General features: G+C 68.4%; 13 protein-coding genes. 8 read left to right on the top strand and 5 right to left on the bottom strand.

The genetic code is table 11. The annotated features are described in order from the left end of the window. Nucleotides 1-46: 46 nt before the first annotated feature. Both ABZS61_RS03180 and ABZS61_RS03175 read right to left on the bottom strand, forming a co-directional pair. The gene (locus tag ABZS61_RS03180; RefSeq protein ID WP_356415319.1) at nucleotides 47-1,948 is read right to left on the bottom strand and encodes an AAA family ATPase; all 1,902 of its coding nucleotides are present in this window, start codon (nucleotides 1,946-1,948) and stop codon (nucleotides 47-49) included. Between the two features lie 375 nt (nucleotides 1,949-2,323). Continuing rightward, a complete protein-coding gene (locus tag ABZS61_RS03175; RefSeq protein ID WP_356415315.1) occupies nucleotides 2,324-2,938 on the bottom strand; it encodes a hypothetical protein in 615 nt (204 codons plus the stop codon). Between the two features lie 185 nt (nucleotides 2,939-3,123). Between ABZS61_RS03175 and ABZS61_RS03170 the strand changes: the two genes are divergently transcribed. Continuing rightward, the gene (locus ABZS61_RS03170) at nucleotides 3,124-4,479 is read left to right on the top strand and encodes a peptidase C39 family protein (protein WP_356415312.1); all 1,356 of its coding nucleotides are present in this window, start codon (nucleotides 3,124-3,126) and stop codon (nucleotides 4,477-4,479) included. A gap of 313 nt (nucleotides 4,480-4,792) precedes the next feature. Then, nucleotides 4,793-5,752, top strand: a complete 960-nt coding sequence (locus ABZS61_RS03165; RefSeq protein WP_356415309.1) for a DUF429 domain-containing protein — start codon at nucleotides 4,793-4,795, stop codon at nucleotides 5,750-5,752. Nucleotides 5,753-6,056: 304 nt separating this feature from the next. Here ABZS61_RS03165 and ABZS61_RS03160 read toward each other — a convergent pair whose 3' ends face one another. The 3 genes from ABZS61_RS03160 to araB form a co-directional block, all read right to left on the bottom strand. Then, nucleotides 6,057-7,457, bottom strand: a complete 1,401-nt coding sequence (locus ABZS61_RS03160) for a glycoside hydrolase family 43 protein (protein ID WP_356415306.1) — start codon at nucleotides 7,455-7,457, stop codon at nucleotides 6,057-6,059. A 605-nt stretch (nucleotides 7,458-8,062) separates the two neighbouring features. Further along, nucleotides 8,063-9,574 carry an L-arabinose isomerase gene (gene araA / locus ABZS61_RS03155; RefSeq protein ID WP_356415303.1) on the bottom strand — a complete coding sequence of 504 codons (1,512 nt, stop codon included), beginning with the start codon at nucleotides 9,572-9,574 and terminating at the stop codon, nucleotides 8,063-8,065. 71 nt (nucleotides 9,575-9,645) lie between these two features. Continuing rightward, nucleotides 9,646-11,280, bottom strand: coding sequence for a ribulokinase (gene araB, locus ABZS61_RS03150; protein ID WP_356415300.1), 1,635 nt, complete (start codon nucleotides 11,278-11,280; stop codon nucleotides 9,646-9,648). Nucleotides 11,281-11,868: 588 nt separating this feature from the next. Between araB and ABZS61_RS03145 the strand changes: the two genes are divergently transcribed. The 6 genes from ABZS61_RS03145 to ABZS61_RS03120 all read left to right on the top strand — a co-directional run bounded on the left by ABZS61_RS03145 (nucleotide 11,869) and on the right by ABZS61_RS03120 (nucleotide 19,163). Next, complete coding sequence (locus ABZS61_RS03145) at nucleotides 11,869-12,867, top strand: ABC transporter substrate-binding protein (protein WP_356415297.1); 999 nt, start codon at nucleotides 11,869-11,871, stop codon at nucleotides 12,865-12,867. A 76-nt stretch (nucleotides 12,868-12,943) separates the two neighbouring features. After that, nucleotides 12,944-14,503, top strand: a complete 1,560-nt coding sequence (locus ABZS61_RS03140) for a sugar ABC transporter ATP-binding protein (protein WP_356415294.1) — start codon at nucleotides 12,944-12,946, stop codon at nucleotides 14,501-14,503. Continuing rightward, the gene (locus tag ABZS61_RS03135) at nucleotides 14,500-15,603 is read left to right on the top strand and encodes an ABC transporter permease (RefSeq protein WP_356415291.1); all 1,104 of its coding nucleotides are present in this window, start codon (nucleotides 14,500-14,502) and stop codon (nucleotides 15,601-15,603) included. The genes ABZS61_RS03140 and ABZS61_RS03135 overlap by 4 nt, the downstream gene beginning before the upstream one ends. Beyond that, entirely contained in the window at nucleotides 15,600-16,625 is a 1,026-nt protein-coding gene (gene yjfF, locus ABZS61_RS03130) for a galactofuranose ABC transporter, permease protein YjfF (RefSeq protein ID WP_356415289.1), read from the top strand. Before ABZS61_RS03135 ends, yjfF begins: the two co-directional genes overlap by 4 nt. Before the next feature lie 117 nt (nucleotides 16,626-16,742). After that, nucleotides 16,743-17,861, top strand: a complete 1,119-nt coding sequence (locus ABZS61_RS03125; RefSeq protein ID WP_356415286.1) for an aldose epimerase family protein — start codon at nucleotides 16,743-16,745, stop codon at nucleotides 17,859-17,861. A gap of 294 nt (nucleotides 17,862-18,155) precedes the next feature. Then, nucleotides 18,156-19,163 carry an alcohol dehydrogenase catalytic domain-containing protein gene (locus ABZS61_RS03120; RefSeq protein WP_356415283.1) on the top strand — a complete coding sequence of 336 codons (1,008 nt, stop codon included), beginning with the start codon at nucleotides 18,156-18,158 and terminating at the stop codon, nucleotides 19,161-19,163. Nucleotides 19,164-19,220: the final 57 nt, after the last annotated feature.

The following is a 19,220-nucleotide window of genomic DNA, read 5'->3' as shown; positions in this document are numbered from 1 at the left end:
ATCGGCTCGGCGCCGGGCGGGCACACACCCCCCGGCGCCCGGCTTCTCACAGCGCCCCGGGCTCCGGCTTCCCTCGGTCCACCGGACCCCGCCCGGAGAGCACTTCGCCGTACGCCTGCATCAGGTCCGGCAGCCGGAGTGTGGCCAGATCGTCCCGGGTCGGGGCGACCGCGTAGCCGGAGAGCCGCAGATCGCGGTAGGCGCAGCTCTTCTCGTACAGCGTGCGGAGGAAGCGGCCGTTGCCCAGCTCGTCGATCCAGCCCTGGTCGACCACATGCCCGCTGATGCTGCGCAGCTCGTCCAGCGACTCCTCGTCCCACACGTCGCCGTTCTCGGCGGCCAGCACCCCGCCGATCGCGGTGAGTTCCAGGGGGCGGTAGCTGGGGAAGTCCACTCGGGTCGTGAATCGTGAGGAGAGGCCCGGATTGGTGGAGAGCAGCCGGTCCATGCCCTCCGGATAGCCCGCGAGGATGACCACGAGATGGTCCCTGTTGTCCTCGGCCCGCTTGAGCAGGACCTGGAGGGCCTCGTCGCCGTACGCGTCACCCTTGCTGTAACCGGAGTTGGAGAGGCTGTACGCCTCATCCACGAAGAGCACGCCGCCGAGCGCCGAATCGATCAGCTCGTTGGCCTTCACGGCCGTCTGGCCGAGGAACTCACCGACGAGATCGGACCGCTGGGCCTCCACCAGGTGGTCCCCGCCCAGGAGCCCGAGCGCGTAGAATACCCGGCCGAGAATGCGGGCGACCGTGGTCTTGCCCGTCCCGGACGGGCCGGAGAAGACGAAGTGACGCTTGGGCGGCTGCACCGGAAGACCCTGCTCGGCGCGGAGCCGCGCCATGTTGAGCTGCGCGGACAGAGCCTTGACCTGGCGCTTCACGGGTTCGAGCCCCACCATGCGCTCCAGCTCCGCCAAGGCCTCGGCGAGCAGCGCCGGATCGCTCGGCCCCGACGGGAAGGCGGCGGGCGCGGGCTGTCCCGCAGACTTCTCCCTCACCCCGTCGGCACGCGGAGCCGTAACGGTTCCGGGGAGGTCCTGCGGGTCCCCGCCGAGCCAGGGTTCGCGCCCGTCCACCAGATCGGTGCCCAGCAGGGAGTCCCCGTCGGCCTGGGCCTCCGTGCCCGTTCCGTCCGGTCCGAAGCCGGCCATCGACACCGCGGCCAGATCAGCCGCCTCGTCGTACCCGTCTCCCTCGGAGATCGCCGCGAGCCGGGCCGAGGTGTCCATGAAAGCCGGGTCCACGCGATGCACCGCCCGGTACAGCGGAAGCGCCGCCGCGCTGCGCCCGGTGCCCTCATGGGCCCTCGCCAGCCAGTAGCGCAACTCCTTGCGCTGCGGCTGCTCGCTGCGGCAGCGCATCAGGGCGGCGGACAGCAGTGGCTCCGCATGCCCGTACATCTCCAGGCGTACCCGAGCCATGCCGCCGAAGAGCCCGGCCTCGATGCCGAGCAGCGGATCGTCGACCAGCTGCTCCGTGGTGCGTACGAGCTGCTCCCAGTCCTTGACCAGGTAGGCGCGGCACGCGTGGAGGAACCGCACATGCGCATCCGTGTCGATCGGGGGGAGGCCCGCCAACGCCCGGTCCAGCTCCGGTACATGACGGCCGTCCAGCCAGTGCGAGGCGTGCGCGAGAAGCAGGTCGCGCGGGCTCTCCAGCACCGGTTGCACCCACCAGCCCAGCCAGTACCAGGAGTTGAGCGTGCGACGATGGCGCGCCCGTTGCTCACCGAACCGTTCTCGATGGCGGTACATGCGTAAGAGCGCGGTGGTGGTGTCGATCCGCAGCGCATGGAGGCCGAGCCAGCCGTCCGCCATACCGGGATCGAAGCGCACCGCACTTCTGAATTCCTCTTCGGCCTGCGGGTACGCGCCCATCGTGTAGGCGTCCACGCCGCGCAGCCACGCAAGGTCGGCGGGGGCTTGTGAGCCCTGCGTGCCGATGTCCATCAGGTCCCCCACAAACCGTGCCCCCAGAATGTCCCGCCCGCACAGCATGCCCATCGGAGCGTGCCGAATCACTGTGTCGGGGACGGGAATTGACCGCACCGAGGTGCATCGTACCTGTACAGGGAGTGAGCGGCGAAGGGCGTTACCGGCGCATCGCAGTCGTGACCGAGCGTGAGCGGAACGCGTCACCGGGCGGCCGGAAAGGGTGCCCGAGGGCAGAACGAAGCCCCCGATCACGGGGGAACAACCGGGGGCTCCGCGTCTGCGAGGGCTCCGAAAAGCCGCACATTGAGAACGTAAGACCTGTACGGGCCCTCGGTCAAGCCGAGTTGGGGCACGTCAGAAGCGAATTCCGACTGCTCGGTACGGCGACCCTCAACCTTCACTCTGCGTGATGGCGTGACTCGTTCCCGCTGCCGCGTGAGGCGCTTCCAGCCACGCGTACCCCATGGGCAACTGCCGTATCACCGCATCCGCGAAGGGGTGCGAAGGATCGTGGGCGAAATGCTCGAGTTCCGCGACGGTCCATCCGTCCCAGAACTCCGAGAGCGCAGGGCCGTCGCGACGGCGGCCCCGATCCCAGGACCTGTCGCTGTCCCCTTCGAGCCACAGCAGCTCCGCAAGGAACGGACGCACCGCGCTCCGGCCCGCGCCCACCCCCTCGATCAGCATCACCGGGGCGGGAGGCAGCGCCCGCGGCGGCCCGAAGCACCGGCCCGTCCAGTCGTACGGGGCGTAGTGTGCCGTCTCTCCGCGTGAGAGCGGGCCGAGGACCTGCGCCCGCAGCCGGCCGGTCCAGGCGAAGAGCTCGTCATGGGTGGCCAGGTCGTCCAGATGCAGCACGGGGGCGTCGTCCAGAGCTGCGGCCAGCCGGCCCGCGAAGGTCGTCTTGCCCGAGCCCGCGTGCCCGTCGACCGCGATCAGCCGCACCGGCCCGCAGGAAGGGGCCAGGGAGCGCAGGCGGCGGGCGTGGTCCGCCAGGTCGTTCATGTCTCCAGCCTAGGCGACGCCGCGCATCCGGCCGGAGCCCTCGCAGGTCACGCCAGTGGACCAGACCAATATTGATCATGCGACGCGGTGCGAATCGCTGGCCGGATCCGGTCCGGACCCGCGATAGTTGGCGCACCGATCGGCATCCGCAGCCCCATATCCGCTCACGACAGGGGGTCTCGCCCATGACCAGACCGACTTCACGCAGAACCGTGCTGACCGCCGCGCTCGCGGCCGGGGCAGGTGCGGTGTCCGCCGCAGGTTCCGCGGCAGCCGCTCCCGCCCGCACCTCTCCCACCCCGGCGGTCACCTCGCTCGTCGACAACCGTTTCTGGAACACCTACACCGACTGGCGCTTCGGTTCCTCCGAGGGCACACGCGCCGTCGCCGGCCGCAGGCCGGGTCTGGTGATCTCGGCCCCCGTCGGAACCACCGACTACGCCGACCCGCACACCGGCAGGACCACCACCTGGGAGTACGCGACCTGGACCTCGCCCGTCCACCGCTCCACGGTGCCGGCCACCGAGGTGATCGCCTCCTGGAACGCCCGCACCCCGGCCGGTACGTGGATCCAGATCGAGCTGCGCGGCCGCTACTCCGACGGGACCGACACCCCCTGGTACGTGATGGGCCGTTGGGCCTCCGGCGACGCCGACATCCGCCGGACCTCCGTCGACGACCAGACCGACGACAGGAGCACGGTCTGGACCGACACCTTCTCGGTGGACGACGCCGCGAGCGGGCTGCGGCTGGTCTCGTACCGGCTGCGGCTCACCCTCCACCGGACCCCGGGCAGCCGTCTCACGCCCACGGTCCACCGCGTCGGCGCGATGGCCTCGGACGTCCCGGACCGCTTCACCGTCCCCGCCGCCGCGCCGGGGCTCGCCCGCGAGCTGCCGGTGCCCCGCTACTCGCAGAACGTCCACGTGGGGCAGTACCCCGAGTACGACAACGGTGGTGAGGCCTGGTGCAGCCCCACCTCCTCACAGATGATCATCGAGTACTGGGGGCGCAAGCCCACCGCGGACGACCTGTCCTGGGTCAAGCCGGGCCTCGCCGACCCCCAGGTCTGCCACGCAGCCCGCCACACCTTCGACTACCAGTACGAGGGCTGCGGCAACTGGCCCTTCAACGCCGCCTACGCGGCCACGTACAGCGACATGAACGCGGTCGTCACCCGGCTCGGGTCGCTGAAGGATCTGGAGAAGCTGGTCGGTGCGGGCGTGCCGGTCATAACGTCCCAGTCGTTCCTCAAGACGGAGCTGACCGGGGCGGGCTACGGCACCTCCGGCCACCTGATGACCGTCATCGGCTTCACGGCCGACGGCGATGTGATCGCCAATGACCCCGCCTCGCCGGACAACGGGGCCGTGCGGCGCGTCTACCTGCGGCGCGAGTGGGAGAACATCTGGCTGAGGACGAAGCGCTACGACGCGAACGGCGCGGTCAGGAGCGGCACGGGCGGTGTCTGCTACGTCTACTGGCCGACGGACCCGACACCCAGTCAGCGGCGGGTTCTGAGGTCGCTGGGCCTGGCCTGAGCGGGAAACCCTACGGCCGCCTCGACGACCTGACGGCAGCGCTCCTGGCCGTCCTGAGCGAGGTGGCCGTACAGGTCCACCGTGACCCTGATCGAAAACCGCAGGCGGACCACTTGCCGCGGCCGCAGGGGCAGGCACGGCTGCCGCGTGTGGGGTTCGGGAATCTGTCCTCGCCCGTTGCTTCGGTCAGCTTCTTCATGAGGGTCAGGACGTTGGTGGCCTGGAGCTCTTCATGGCTGCCGTTCATCCTGGAGCCGAGCCCGGCTTTCGGTAAAACGGGAGCGAGCGCCGTCGACGTCGGCGGCGTCACGTCGTGCGTGGCCAGAGCGTTGTTGATCCGCTGATGGGCGGCCTCGTGGATCAGGTCGTGGGCCTGGACTTCGACGTGGACGGGTGGCCGGTGAAGACGGTCCCCAGGAGGCAGGTGCAGGACATGACCGAGGACGAGCGGGCTGAGACCGCCGTGGCGGACCCGCCCATGGTGACGGTCGGCATCGACCTGGCCGGCTACTCCGGCACGACCGGGGCCTGCCGCGTCACCTGGGCGGAGCGACCGGTCGTCGAAGTCCTCGATGCCAGGAGCGACGACGACCTGCTGGCGGCCATGCGGACCGCCGACAAGACGGGCCTGGACTCGCCCATCGGCTGGCCGGTGGCGTTCACGTCCCTGCTTGCCGCCCACCAGGCCGGCACGAAGCTGCCCGTACGGTCCCGCTACGTGCCGCACTCGGGTGGTCGCGACGGGCTGGTCAGGTTCACCCATCGGCTGACCGACGACGTGGCATGGAAGCGCACGGGGGCGGGGAAGCAGCGCCCTCTCTCGGTCGCTGCCGACAAGCTGGGCATCGTGGCCATGCGCGCGGTGGATCTCCTTGAACGTCTGGCCGAGGCAGGCACCGCTGTCCCCCGAGACGGCTCAGGCTCGGTCGTCGAGGTCTATCCGGCGTTCGCGCTGATTCAGTGGGGGCTTGCGGGCAAGGACAGCTACAAGGGTGCCAAGCCCGCTGCCCCGACCGCGAGGGCCGAGATCCTTGCCGGCCTCGCGGACGGCTTGAGCCTCGACATCAGCGAACGCGTGCGCGGCCGATGCACGCGCAGCGACCACGACCTGGACGGCCTGATCTCGGCGGTCGTCGCGCGGGCCGCAGCGTGTGGAATGACTCATTCGCCGACCTCTGACGAGGAGCAAGCCATGGCCGCGGTCGAGGGCTGGATGCACCTCCCTCGACGGGACGTTCCGCTCACCGCTGTGAGGGACGGAGTGGCTCTCTGATCCTTCGTCGCCCATCCGGCGGGGATCCGTCTGCAGGCGACCCGGCCCGACGACTTCCCGAGCCGCCCGTTACGGCCGCCTCGACGACCTGACGGCAGTGCTCCTGGCCGTCCTGAGCGAGGTGGCCGTACGGGTCCACCGTGACGTCGACCGAGCGGTGTCCCGAGCCGATGCAATTCGGTGCACGTTCGCATGGCTCGTCGACGGCACATCGCGAGAAGCGATTCAGCCCGGTACAGGCGAAGCAACCGCTCCGCGCTGCTCTACGGCGAGAGGCGACCGGCCTGTCGGGTGCCGACTTCGGTCAGTAGCCGACCGAGAAAGTGGCGTCCGCCCTGTCGGTGGCTGTCGCGACAGGGTCTATCCGCAGGGCGTAGCCGGCGTGCCGGATGTATCGGGTCGGGTTGTTGTGTGAGCGGAAGGACGCCCAGGACGCGTCGGCGAGCCCGGCGACCCGGTGGAAGGTCGCGTCTGCGGCGAATCCGGCTGTGCCGTCACCCTCGTCCAGGCGCAGCGCGTAGTTGAAGTGACGCAGGTAGCGGGTGGGGTAGTTGACCGACTGGAAGGACACTCCGGAAGCGTCGGCGAGGCCGGGTACCAGCTTCCACTGCGAGTCGGGGTACGGGTCGAACGGGTAGGCGTCGATCCGTGCGATCAGGTTGGCGTGGCGTACGTACCGGTCCGGGAAGTTGTAGGACTTGAGCCGGTTCCAGGTGGGTGCTCCCCACCGCGTCACGAGATTGCTGTGCTGGCCGGCGGTGATGGCGGCGATGGTGCAGTGTTTGGCGTTGAGGGGGTGGGTGTAGAGCCGCTGGTCGACGGGGGACCAGTTGCCGGCGGCGAGATCGTTCGTCTGCCAGGCGTAGAGGACGCCGTTCGGCGTGTACGTGTCGCCCCACAGGTACCAGGTGTTCGAGGTCAGGGACTTCACCAGAGTGGGTGCTTCGGTGCCACCGTGGGCCAGTGAGGTGCCGAAGGGAACGAAGCTTCCCGGGTTCAGTGATGTGGACCGGGCCCCGATCAGACTGCCGGTGGCGCTGTTCTTGAAGAACAGGTAGTTGACGCCGTTCACTCCCACCGCCATGTCCCCGTCGATGACGTCGTATCCCGGGTCGAAGAAGACCTGTGGTGCGGAGACCGTCAGGAAATCCGTCGTGTAGTTGACCATGATGACGCTGTGCCCGGTCGAGTTCACCGACGAGTAGATGAGGGCGTACTGGCCCCGGGAGGCGTCCCAGAAGGCTTCTGGGGCCCAGCTGTGGGTGGCCATGTCGTGCAGCTTGGGGCGACGGTAGTTGGTGAAGGTGCGCAGGTCGGCGGAGTCCCAGACATGGATGTACTGGCTGTTGTAGCCCCAGTCCGTTCCCTTCAGATCGGTGGCGATAACCACGAAGGTGCCGTCCTGCTTACGCAGAATGAACGGGTCGCGCAAGCCCTCGGCGCCCGCGGTGGGAGTGACCACCGGCGCGTTCTGGTTCAGAGGCATCCAATTCAGGGAGTCCGTGCTGACGGCCAGGTGGAGGCCGTAGTCGTTGCCGTTGTTCAGTGGTGACTCGGTGAAATAGCCCATGACGTATGCCGAATCGGCGGCGTGAGCTGTTCGAGCCCCTAGGGACATATCGGTGGCCAGAGCCACGGAAGTGGCTGCGGCGGCGCCGAGGAATGAACGGCGCGACAGGGCTCGGGGGAGGGATGGAAAACTCATCGTAACTCCGGGTTTCTCGCTGGGGGTCGGGCGCTGGGGCGGACTGATGGCATGGAGGTGCGACGTGTGCGGTGAATTGTCGTTCCTACGTTCGTAATCTCGAACCAAGTTCGGTGGGGCGGTCAGAAATTAGAGGTCTGCCGATGCGGCGTCAATGCCTGTGACGTAATTCCCTGCGCCTGCCACAGCCCGCCGCGCCTGCTCGGTCATCAAGTCGTCGAAAGGCGTCCTGGGCGTTGACTCGGCATTGCCCGGAAATTATGGTTCCGGCGACACCGTGGCACGCGTTCGATATTCCGAACCTCGCGTGCCCCTCTTCATCTGCCCGGGCAGATGAACGAAATGGACAGAGGTAGGAACGGGCGTTTCTGTATTCTGATTCGGGCCCGCGTGTGAGGAGATGTTCAAGACAGGGCCGCGTTGTTCCGAAAGTCTTGAGCGTATGCAGTGGAACGTGAACGCCGACCGGGGCACGGAGGCGCACGCGCACGCAGGAGGGGGCCCGGACGGGTCCAGAACCCGCCCAGGCCCCTCTCCTGACCGAACAGTTCACCATGTACGCCCTGATCAGGTCGTCCCTGCTCGGGAGTGCGGCTCCGGCAGCGTCACAACCCCAGAGCGAGGCGGTGATACGCCTGGTTCCAGCGGAGTTCGCGCGTGAACTGCCGTACGTTCGTCGCCCCGTCGATGACGGCGAGTTCCATGCGGAGCATCTCGGCCAGATCGTCCAGGTGCTCCGTGGTCAGCGCGGTGCTCAGCACGGTGTGGTGCGGGCCGCCTGCCGTGAGCCATGACTCGGTGGAGGTTCGCAGGTCGGGGCGGGGCCGCCAGACGGCGCGGGCCACGGGAAGGGCGGGCAAGGGCTCAGTCGGGGACACGACGTCGATGTCGTTGGCGACCAGGCGGAAGCGGTCCCCGAGGTCGGCCAGGCCGACAACGACGGCGGGGCCCGGGGCGGCGTCGAACACCAGCCGTACAGGGTCCTCGCGGCCGCCGATGCCCAGCGGATGGATCTCACAACTGGGAGTGCCGGTCGCGATCGTGGGACAGACCTCGAGCATGTGCGCGCCCAGGATGACTTCGTTGCCGGGCGTGAGGTCGTACGTGTAGTCCTCCATGAAGGAGGTCCCGCCGGGGAGGCCCGCGGCGGCGACCTTGAGAGCGCGCAGCAGGACGGCGGTCTTCCAGTCGCCCTCGCCTCCGAAGCCGTAGCCCCGGGACATGAGACGTTGCACGGCGAGACCGGGGAGCTGGCGCAACCCGCCGAGGTCCTCGAAGTTGGTGGTGAAGGCTTTGAACCCGCCGTCGTCGAGGAAGGTGTTCAGACCCACTTCGATCCGCGCCGCGTAGCGGAGCGACTCGTGCCGTTCGCCCCCGGCCCGCAGCTCCGGTGCCAGGCGATAGGTGTCGTCGTACTCCTTGACCAGGGCGCTGACCACTGCCTCGTCCGCGCTGTCGACCGCGGCGACGAGGTCGTTGACGCCGTAGGTGTTGACGGACACCCCGAAGCGGAGCTGCGCCTCGACCTTGTCGCCCTCGGTGACGGCCACGTCGCGCATGTTGTCACCGAAGCGGGCGACCTTGAGCATGGCGAGTTCGGAGCGGGCGGCTGCGGCGCGGGCCCAGGTGGTGACCCGGGCAACCGTCATGGGGTCGGTGACATGGCCGGCCACGGTTTTGCGGGCCACCCCGAGGCGGGACTGGATGTGCCCGAACTCGCGGTCGCCGTGCGCGGCTTGGTTGAGGTTCATGAAGTCCATGTCGATGGTGGCCCAGGGCAGGGCGACGTTCGACTGGGTGTGGAGGTGGAGCAGGGGCTTGCGCAGGGCGTCCAGGCCGGAGATCCACATCTTCGCGGGGGAGAAGGTGTGCATCCAGGCGATGAGGCCTACGCAGCGATCGTCACTGTTGGCCTCGAGACACATGCGCCGGATCGAGGAGGCCTCTGTCAGAACGGGTTTCCACACGATGCGAGCCGGGAGGTCGCTCGCCTCGGCGAGAGCAGCGGCGATCCGCCCGGACTGCTCGGCCACCTGGTGCAGGGTCTCCTCGCCGTAGAGGCCCTGGCTTCCGGTGAGGAACCAGATCTCGTGGACGGATGATGCGGGGCTGGGCACGGGCGCTCCTGAAGGGTAGTCATGTACGTGGTGGGGCCGCGCGCAGAGCATTGCGGGCGTGGTGGCCGGTGTCAGAGGGAAGCGATCGCGTTGTTGCGTACGTTCCTCAGGCGGTGCAGAAGGTCGCCGGTGCCGAAGTGGTCGTGCAGCAGCCGGTATTCGGCGAAGAGCGCGTCGTAGGCGTCGGCGCGCGCGGAGTCGGGCGTGAAGGCGTCGCGTTTCAGGCTGCCCATGGCGGCCGTCGCGGTACGCACGTCAGGGTGCGCTCCCGCAGCGACGGCGGCGTGGATGGCCGAGCCGAGTGCCGGTCCCTGCTGCGAGGCCGCGAGGGAGACAGGACGGCGCAGTACGTCGGAGTAGATCTGCATGAGCAACTGGTTCTTGGCCAGGCCGCCGGCCACGATGAACTCGTTCACCGGGACGCCGCCGCTCTCCAGCGTCTCCACGATGACACGGGTGCCGAAGGCGGTGGCTTCCAGGAGCGCGCGGTAGACGTCCTCGGGCCGGGTGGCCAGGGTCAGTCCCACGATGACACCGGAGAGGTGGTGGTCGACCAGAACGGAACGGTTGCCGTTCATCCAGTCCAGGGCGACCAGCCCGTGCCCCCCGACAGGCTGCTGCGCCGCTTTGCGGGTCAGCAGGGTGTGCAGATCCTCGCCCGAGGACGCCGCCTCTTCGAGGTACTCCACCGGGACGCCCTGGCGCAGGGCCCAGGCGAAGATGTCGCCGACAGCGCTCTGCCCCGCCTCGTAACCGTAGGTGCCCTCCACGATGCCTCCGGCGACGACACCGCAGATCCCGGGGACGTCGGCCAGCACAGGAGCACTGATGACATGGCAGGTGGAGGTGCCCATGATGGCCAGCAGACGCCCGTCCTCCACGGCTTGGGCGGCCGCAGCGGTCACATGGGCGTCGACGTTGCCGGCCGCGACGGCGATACCGGCAGGAAGGCCGGTCCAGTCGGCGGCCCGGGCGGACAGCGATCCCACGCGGGAGCCGAGTGCGGACAGAGGGAACTCGAGCCGGGTCCGGGCGAAGTCCGAGAAGCGTGGGTCCAGGCCGGCCAGGTACTGCTCGCTGGGATAGGAGCCGTCCTGGTAGATGCCCTTGTACCCGGCGGTGCAGGCGTTCCGCGACTCCGCACCGGTGAGCTGCCACACGATCCAGTCCGCCGCTTCGATCCAGCGGGCACAGGAGTCGTACACCTGCGGGTCCTCTTCCAGGACCTGCAGGGCCTTGGCGAACTGCCATTCGGCCGAGATCTTGCCGCCGTACCGCGAGATCCACTTCTCGCCCCGTGCGTGAGCGAGAGCGTTGATGCGATCGGCCTGACCCTGCGCGGCGTGGTGCTTCCACAGCTTCGGCCAGGCGTGAGGGCGGTCGGCGAGTTCCGTCTCGGCCAACGGGGTCCCGTCCGCACGCGTGGGAAGCACGGTGCAGGCAGTGAAGTCGGTGGCGATGCCGATGACCGAGACGGGATCGATGCCTGCCGTCGCGACAGCCGCCGGAACGGCGTGGCGCAACACGCCGACCCAGTCCTGGGGGTGTTGCAGGGCCCAGTCGGGCGGCAGTGGTGCGCCGGTGCCGGGCAGATTCCGCTCGATCACTCCGTGCGGGTAGTCGTGTACCGCGGTGGCCAGCTCCGCCCCGTCCCGTACGCGCACCACCACGGCGCGGCCCGACAGGGTGCCGAAGTCGACTCCCACGGTGTACTGCTCGGAACGCGTAGGGACGGGGGGCGCGGGGGGAGGGGGTGACGTCACCAGGTGTGCCTTTCGAGGAAGTTGTTCAACAGCAAGCGGCCGGCAGGAGGGCGGCGGCTTGCGTGGGCCCAGGGAGCGGGCTTGCTCGACACTCGGAGTGTGAGCGCTAACAATCGCGAAATCAAGAGTCGCGCCGTGTCTGCACCCCTCGCGTGAGAGGTGACCGTGTGTGCCGCCGGTTGATGCGTGGATCGAATTTTGTCTGGTTGCGGGCAATTGATGCTGATCCATTCGCCCGTTTCACGTCCCGTTTGCGTCACGGCGACCCCTGTGGCGGTGCGGTTGCCGGCGGAAGAGGGGTCGGCCGACCTGAGGCAGGTAGCAAGATAACGGAAAAGTAACGCGCGTCAAGGGATTGAGATGTTGGGCTGTTAGCGCTCACAATGCTGCGGCACCCACCCTTCGCGGCGGGCCTGTCAGTGCTCGTTCCCGCTGCCGGCTCCATCGCTCGAACAGGGCTCAACTCGCCTGCGGAGACCGCCTCGTGGTCGCGTCGACGTGAATCTCGTGTATCCCGAAAGGACACCCATCATGGCTCGCAGAGCTGCCTTGGCCGTCAGCATCGCCCTCATCGCGTCCTCGGCGCTGACCGCCTGCTCCACGGAGAACCCCGCATCCGGATCCGCGGGCGCCGGTGGGGGCGACTCCGACGGCAAGATCGTGCTCGGCTTCGCCCAGGTCGGCGCCGAGAGCGGGTGGCGTACCGCCAACACCAAGTCCGTCCAGGAGGCGGCGAAGAAGGCCGGCATCACCCTCAAGTTCTCCGACGCGCAGCAGAAGCAGGAGAACCAGATCAAGGCGATCCGCACCTTCATCCAGCAGAAGGTCGACGTCATCGCCTTCTCGCCGGTGGTGGAGTCCGGCTGGGACACCGTCCTGAAGGAAGCCAAGGACGCCGGCATCCCGGTGATCCTCACCGACCGTGCGGTGGACAGCGAGGACACTTCGCTCTACAAGTCCTTCCTGGGCTCGGACTTCGTCAAGGAGGGCAAGTCCGCCGGTGAGTGGCTGACGGCGGAGTACGAGGGCAAGGACGCGCCGGTCAACATCGTCGAACTCCAGGGCACCACCGGTTCGGCCCCGGCCAACGACCGCAAGGCCGGATTCGCCGATGTCATCAAGGGTGACGACAAGTTCAAGATCACCGCCTCGCAGACCGGCGACTTCACCCGCGCCAAGGGCAAGGAGGTCATGCAGGCCTTCCTGAAGTCCCAGAAGGACATCGACGTCCTCTACGCCCACAACGACGACATGGCACTCGGCGCGATCCAGGCGATCGAGGAAGCGGGCAAGAAGCCGGGCACCGACATCAAGATCATCTCTGTGGACGGGATCAAGGACGCCTTCGTCGCGATGGCTGCAGGCAAGATCAACGTCGTCGTCGAGTGCAACCCGTTGCTCGGCGACCAGCTGATGGAGCTGACCAAGAAGGTCGCAGCGGGGGAGAGCGTGCCGGCCCGCGTGGAGACCGAAGAGGGAGTCTTCCCGCAGGACAAGGCAGAGGCCGCACTGCCGACCCGTAAGTACTGACGCACGTCCGACCGGCACCGGAGGAGGCCCCGACTCGGTGCGCCTCCTTCGGCCACACCTCAGGAGAGGAGGGCGGATGGCAGCCCCACCCACCCCCCAGGCAGAGACAGCCGACCAGCGACGGCCGGTACTGGAAGCCCACGGAATCCGCAAGCAGTTCCCGGGTGTGCTCGCCCTGGACGGGGTAGCCCTGCGGCTCTACCCCGGTGAGGTTCACGCCTTGATGGGCGAGAACGGCGCGGGGAAGTCCACTCTGATCAAGGTTCTCACCGGCGTGCACCCGGCCGACGACGGCACCATTCTCGTCGACGGACGGCCGCAGGAGTTCGGCGACCCCCTCCAGGCCCAGCGTGCGGGCATCAGCACCGTCTACCAGGAAGTCAACCTCTGCTCGAACATCTCCGTCGCGGAGAACATCCTCATCGGCCGGGAACCCCGCAGGTTCGGTCTCATCCACTGGTCGGCGCTGCGGCTGCGGGCGAGGGAACTCCTGACGGAACTGGACCTCGACCTGGATGTCACCAGCCCGCTGAGCACACACTCCCTCGCCGTGCAGCAACTGGTCGCCATCGTCCGGGCCGTGGACGTATCGGCCAAGGTCCTCGTGCTGGACGAACCCACCTCCAGTCTTGACCGCGAGGAAGTCGCGCAACTGTTCACGCTGGTAGGCCGCCTGCGGGACCGCGGCGTGGCCATTCTGTTCGTCACCCACTTCCTCGATCAGGTCTTCGAGATCTGCGACCGCGTCACGATCCTGCGCAACGGCCGACTGGAGGGTGAGTACCCCATAGCCGAACTCACCCCTGTCTCCCTGGTACAGCGCATGATCGGCGGCGCGCTGGCCACACTCGACCAGCTCTCGGACGAAGCCCACCGCGAAGCGTCCGAACGCGCCAGTGGCGAGCCGTTCCTCCGGGCGCGGCAGTTGACGCGCACCGGATTCATCGAACCGTACGACCTGGACATCCGTCCCGGAGAGGTCATCGGGCTGGCCGGGCTCCTCGGCTCCGGTCGCACCGAGGCCGCCCGCCTGCTGTTCGGCGCGGACAGCGCAGATGCAGGCGAGCTGAGTGTGGAAGGCGAGACGGTCTCGTTCCGCACTCCGCGCAACGCCATCGCCCGCCGGATCGCGTTCTGCTCGGAGAACCGCAAGTCCGAGGGGCTCGTGGGTGAACTGACCGTCCGCGAGAACATCGTGCTCGCACTGCAGGCCGCCCGTGGCTGGACCAAGCCTCTGTCCCGGGCCAAGCAGGACGAGTTGGCGCGGCACTGGATCGACGCCCTGGACATCCGGCCCGCCGCCCCCGAGGCCCAGGTGCGCCACCTCAGCGGAGGCAACCAGCAGAAGGTCCTGCTGGCTCGCTGGCTGCTGACGGACCCCAAACTGCTGATCCTCGACGAGCCCACCCGGGGCATCGACATCGGGGCCAAGGCCGAGATCCAGAAGCTCGTGGCCCGGCTCGCGGCGGAGGGCACCGCCGTGCTGTTCATCTCCGCGGAACTCGAAGAGGTCCTGCGCCTCAGCCACCGCATCGCGGTGCTGCGGGACCACCGCATGGTCGCCACCCTCACGAACGACGACAGCGTCACACCCGAACGCATTCTGGCCACCATCGCCACCGGAGCGCATTCATGACCCCGCAGCCTGCCAAGGCCACAGCGGCCGACGGCCTCCGGAAGCGGCTGGCCGGCCACCGACTCCTGTGGCCCTCGCTCATCCTGCTTGCCCTGTTGCTCGGCAACCTCGCCTTCACGCACGACTTCCTCGCCGTGCGCGTACGCAACGACCACCTCTACGGCAGCCTCATCGACATCGTGCAGTTCGGCGCTCCACTCATCCTGGTGTCGCTCGGCATGACGCTCGTCATCGCCACTCGCGGTATCGACCTCTCCGTCGGCTCCACCGTCGCCATCGCCGGCGCGCTCGCCTGCCAGCACATAGCAACCTCCGCGGACCCCGGCAGCGTCGGCACCATGGCCACGGCAGTCGTCATCGCGCTGTGTGTGGCGTCGGTACTCGGCCTGGCGAACGGGCTGCTCGTCTCACGACTCGGCGTCCAGCCCATCGTGGCCACCCTCATCCTGATGGTGGCCGGCCGCGGCGTCGCCCAGCTGATCACCGACGGACAGATCATCACGGTGAGCAGCAGCCCCTACAAGATGATCGGCGGGGGCTACTGGCTCATGTTCCCCTTCGCCGTGCTGCTCGCGGCGGCCGTCGTCGCGCTCACCTCGGCCATCACGCGGCGCAGCGCACTGGGCCTGCTGATCGAGTCGGTGGGCGGCAATCCCACAGCCAGCCGCCTGGTGGGCATCCGCGCAGCCGGCGTCCTCACCGTGGTCTACGTCTTCAGCGCCCTGTGCGCCGCCATCGCCGGTCTGATGATCAGCTCCAACGTCTCCAGCGCCGACGGCAACAACGCCGGACTGTGGATCGAACTCGACGCGATCCTCGCCGTCGTCGTCGGAGGCACGGCCCTCACCGGTGGGCGCTTCTCCATCGGCGGCACCGTCCTGGGTGCACTGATCATCCAGACGCTGTCGACCACCGTGTACACCCTGGGCGTTCCCCCCGAGGTCACCCTCGTCTTCAAGGCAGTCGTCGTCATCGTCGTCTGCCTCGTGCAGTCCCCGGTATTCCGGGCCAAGGCACTGCACCGCCGTAGGAAAACGGCGCCCCCCGGATCACACACCACGGCGGGCGAGGCCCCGCGGCAGCAGGAGGTACGTGCATGAGCACCGGCATCGCGGGCGCCGCCGCGACCCTCACCCGGCCCTTCCGCGCGACTGCCTCACCGCGCAGTCGCGCCCGAATCCCCCTGATGGTCACCGCTGTCCTGCTGGTGGCGATGTTCGCCGTGGGCTCGGTGCGCTACGACGGGTTCTTCTCCACCCAGGTCGTGCTCAACCTCCTGATCGACAACGGCTTCCTCCTGGTCGTCGCCGTCGGCGTCACCTTCGTCATCCTCACCGGTGGCATCGACCTCTCCGTCGGTTCGGTGGTCGCCCTGTCGACGATGCTCACCGCCTGGCTGGTCGAGCAGCACCAGTGGCCGCTGGTCTCCGTCATCCCTCTGGTGCTGCTGGTGGGAGGCGCAGGGGGCTCCCTGATGGGCTGGATCATCCACACATTCGAGATCCAGCCGTTCATCGTCACCCTCGCCGGCATGTTCCTCGCCCGGGGCCTGTGCTACACCATCAGCACCGAGTCCATCTCGATCAGCGACCCCACGACGGTGCAGATCGCGCAGACGCGTCTCTACGCACCAGGGGGACTCTTCGTCTCCATCTCCGTGGTCATCGCGCTGGTGGTGGTGGTGGTCGCCTTCGTGACCCTCCACCACACCCGGTTCGGCCGCAACGTCTACGCCCTGGGCGGCAACGAGAACTCCGCCCGTCTGATGGGTCTGCCGGTCGGCACGACAAAGGTCGCCGTCTATGCGATCAGCGGTCTGTGCTCCGCACTCGGCGGTGTGCTGCTGACCTTCTACATGCTCTCCGGCTACGCCCTGCACGCCATGGGTCTGGAGCTCGATGCCATAGCCGCCACCGTCATCGGCGGCACCCTCCTGACGGGAGGTTCGGGGTTCGTCCTGGGCACGGCCATGGGCGTTCTCGTCCTGGGCATGATCCAGACGGTCATCAACTTCCAGGGCACGCTCAGCTCCTGGTGGACCCGCATCGTCATCGGGGCCCTGCTGCTCGTCTTCATCGTGCTGCAGCGCCTGATGAGTGGTCGTCGCCCCGCCGCCGACTGACGCCTCGAACGCCTCGCCTCCCACCGGTCGGCCCGCCCGTGCACCCCGCGCCGCGGCCGCCCGCCCTCTGCCCGGTACCGCACCCGGGTACGCCACACGTCCAAGGGAACACAGACCATGGGACATCCACAGGAATCAGTGGGCGGACTGCCCCGGCCGAAGACGTGCGAGCCCTCCGGGCGGGTCCGTAGACCCTTCCGATCGGCGGACACCGGGACGGGTGACCGGTGGGTCTTCGGATTCCCCGGCCGGGCACGCGCAGAAGTCCACACGCGCGGCGCCCGCTTGCACTCCCTCGTCGTGCCCGACCGGTGGGGCCGCCTCGCGGATGTCGTCCTCTCACCCCGGGACGCAGGGGCGCTCCAGGGCGGGGCCCGCTACTTCGGTGCGACGGTGGGCCGTTACGCGAACCGCATCGCTCACGGCCGGCTCACCGTCGACGGGGTCACCCATCGCCTCGACACGCAGGAAACCGGTCACAGCCTGCACGGCGGGCCCGACGGGTTCGATCAGCGGTCCTGGCGCTGCGAACCCTTTCACTCCGCCAACCGCACCGGCGTCCGGCTCTTCCTGCACAGCCCGGACGGGGACCAGGGGTTCCCGGGCGCCGTGAACATCCGCGTGAGTTACACGCTTGACCGGGAGGACAACCTGACCATGTCCTACCGGGCCGAGGCCGAAGCCCCGACAGTCGTCAACCTCAGCAACCACGCCTTCTGGAACCTCGAGGGAGAGGACCGCGGCAACATCCTGGCGCACCATCTCCAGATCGACGCACCCCTGTTCACGCCGGTCGACGCCGAGCTCATCCCCGAAGGCCCTCACCGGCCGGTCAGCGACACTCCGTTCGACCTGCGCCGTCCCCGGCGGTTGTCCGACGTGCTCACCCACACCGACGCACAGCTCGTCACCGCGGGCGGCGGGTTCGATCACAACTGGGTCCTCTACCCGGCGCGGCCTTCCCAGCTCCGTAGGGCGGCCGTTCTCCACGCTCCGGTATCGGGACGGCGCCTCGAAGTCCGGACCACGGAACCAGGCATGCAGGTGTACACCGGAAACGGCTTCTCCGGAGAAGTCACCGGTAAGGGCGGCAGGCCGTACCGCGCCTATGCGGGAATTGCCCTGGAGACCCAGCACTTCCCGGATTCGCCCAATCGGGCGAGTGATCCGACCACCCTGTTGCGGCCCGGCGAGGTGTACCGGTCCACCACGGTATTGAGCTTCACGACGGACTGACGGGAGAACGTGCTGTGCCCGGCCCTGAATGAGGGCCGGGTCGTCGGCACGCCCCTCACGGGAGCAGTCGAGGGCGAAGGCCCGGTCCTCGCGGATCCGGGCAGCGGCGCGCACGCCCATTGACTTCGTTTCGGCGCCGCCTCTAACGTACCGCCAACATCTCGAACGTCATTCGATATACCGAACAGATCGGGCCATGGTGATGATCGTCGCAAGACAAGGACTCCGGCACGGCAGCAGTCCGCGCCGACCGGAAGAGGCTCTGCGGCACCACCACTTCCTGGACGGTGAACGATGAGTGCCGCGATCCTGGTGACCGGGCCGGGAGCGCACCAGCTGATATCGCAGCCGGTCACGTCACCCGGCCCGGCCGAAGCGCTGGTCCGCGTACACAGCAACGGGATCTGCCGAAGCGACACCGACATACTCCGCGGCGCTAGACCCGACGGCTATGTGCGGTATCCACTCACGCCCGGCCATGAGTGGTCCGGAACCGTGGAGCGGGTGGGCAGTGGGGTGCCTGCAGGGCTTCTCGGCCGGAAGGTCGTCGGCGAAAGTGCCCGGGGATGTCAGATCTGCGAGCGGTGCCACCTGGGTGAGAGCACGCTGTGCGAATCGGGTTACGAGGAGACGGGGTTCACCCAGCCCGGTGGCATGGCCGAAACGCTCGTGATCCCCGCGCGGCACCTGCATGTGCTTCCCGACGACGCAGATCTTGCCGCAGCCGCCCTGCTCGAGCCGGCCGCCTGCGCGGTGGCCGCCGTGCTCAAGGCGCGTCCCCTGCCTCTGGAGAGCATCGCAGTGCTGGGCGACGGGGTATTCGGTCTCCTGGTCGTCCAATTCCTCGTGGCCACCGGCGCGAAGCGGGTGACCGTGGTGGGTTCCGGCGCGGGCCGTGAGGGCCTGGCCCTGGCGCTCGGCGCACACGCCTACATCGCTCTCGGTGAGTCTCTGCCGCGGGAATTCGACGTTGCCATCCACACCGTCGATGCGCACACCACCTCGCAGCAGGCAGTCGGAACACTTCGGAAGGGCGGTCGTCTCATCGGTACGAGTACGGGCCTGGGCCCGGACCTGCTCGACCCTGCGGAACTCATGAAGCGGCAACTGAACGTGCAGTGCGTCCTCGGAGCGACATCAGCGGCGTGGGTCCGTGCCGTACGGGCCTTCACCTCGGGACTGCTCTCCACCCGCCCTCTGATCACGCACACCTTCGGCCTGGATGCCTATCGGCACGCCCTACAGCTCTCCGAATCGGCCGGCCCGGCTGTCGGCAAGGTACTGCTCAGACCCGGGGCGTGACGCACCGTGAGAGCCGGGCACCGTGGTGCGTTTCCGCTGAGGCGGCCGACCGCGCTC

Source organism: Streptomyces sp. NPDC005566, assembly GCF_040605575.1.
In the GTDB taxonomy this organism is placed as follows: Bacteria; Actinomycetota; Actinomycetes; order Streptomycetales; family Streptomycetaceae; genus Streptomyces.
The sequence above is the reverse complement of the archived record's forward strand: the minus strand, read 5'-3'. Positions and strand labels throughout refer to the sequence as shown.

Coding starts and splice junctions, on each gene's coding strand:
- ABZS61_RS03180 (WP_356415319.1), bottom strand. CDS start 1,948: ATGGACATCGGCACGCAGGGCTCACAAGCCCCCGCCGACCTTGCGTGG.
- ABZS61_RS03175 (WP_356415315.1), bottom strand. CDS start 2,938: ATGAACGACCTGGCGGACCACGCCCGCCGCCTGCGCTCCCTGGCCCCT.
- ABZS61_RS03170 (WP_356415312.1), top strand. CDS start 3,124: ATGACCAGACCGACTTCACGCAGAACCGTGCTGACCGCCGCGCTCGCG.
- ABZS61_RS03160 (WP_356415306.1), bottom strand. CDS start 7,457: ATGAGTTTTCCATCCCTCCCCCGAGCCCTGTCGCGCCGTTCATTCCTC.
- ABZS61_RS03145 (WP_356415297.1), top strand. CDS start 11,869: ATGGCTCGCAGAGCTGCCTTGGCCGTCAGCATCGCCCTCATCGCGTCC.
- ABZS61_RS03140 (WP_356415294.1), top strand. CDS start 12,944: ATGGCAGCCCCACCCACCCCCCAGGCAGAGACAGCCGACCAGCGACGG.
- ABZS61_RS03135 (WP_356415291.1), top strand. CDS start 14,500: ATGACCCCGCAGCCTGCCAAGGCCACAGCGGCCGACGGCCTCCGGAAG.
- yjfF (WP_356415289.1), top strand. CDS start 15,600: ATGAGCACCGGCATCGCGGGCGCCGCCGCGACCCTCACCCGGCCCTTC.
- ABZS61_RS03125 (WP_356415286.1), top strand. CDS start 16,743: ATGGGACATCCACAGGAATCAGTGGGCGGACTGCCCCGGCCGAAGACG.
- ABZS61_RS03120 (WP_356415283.1), top strand. CDS start 18,156: ATGAGTGCCGCGATCCTGGTGACCGGGCCGGGAGCGCACCAGCTGATA.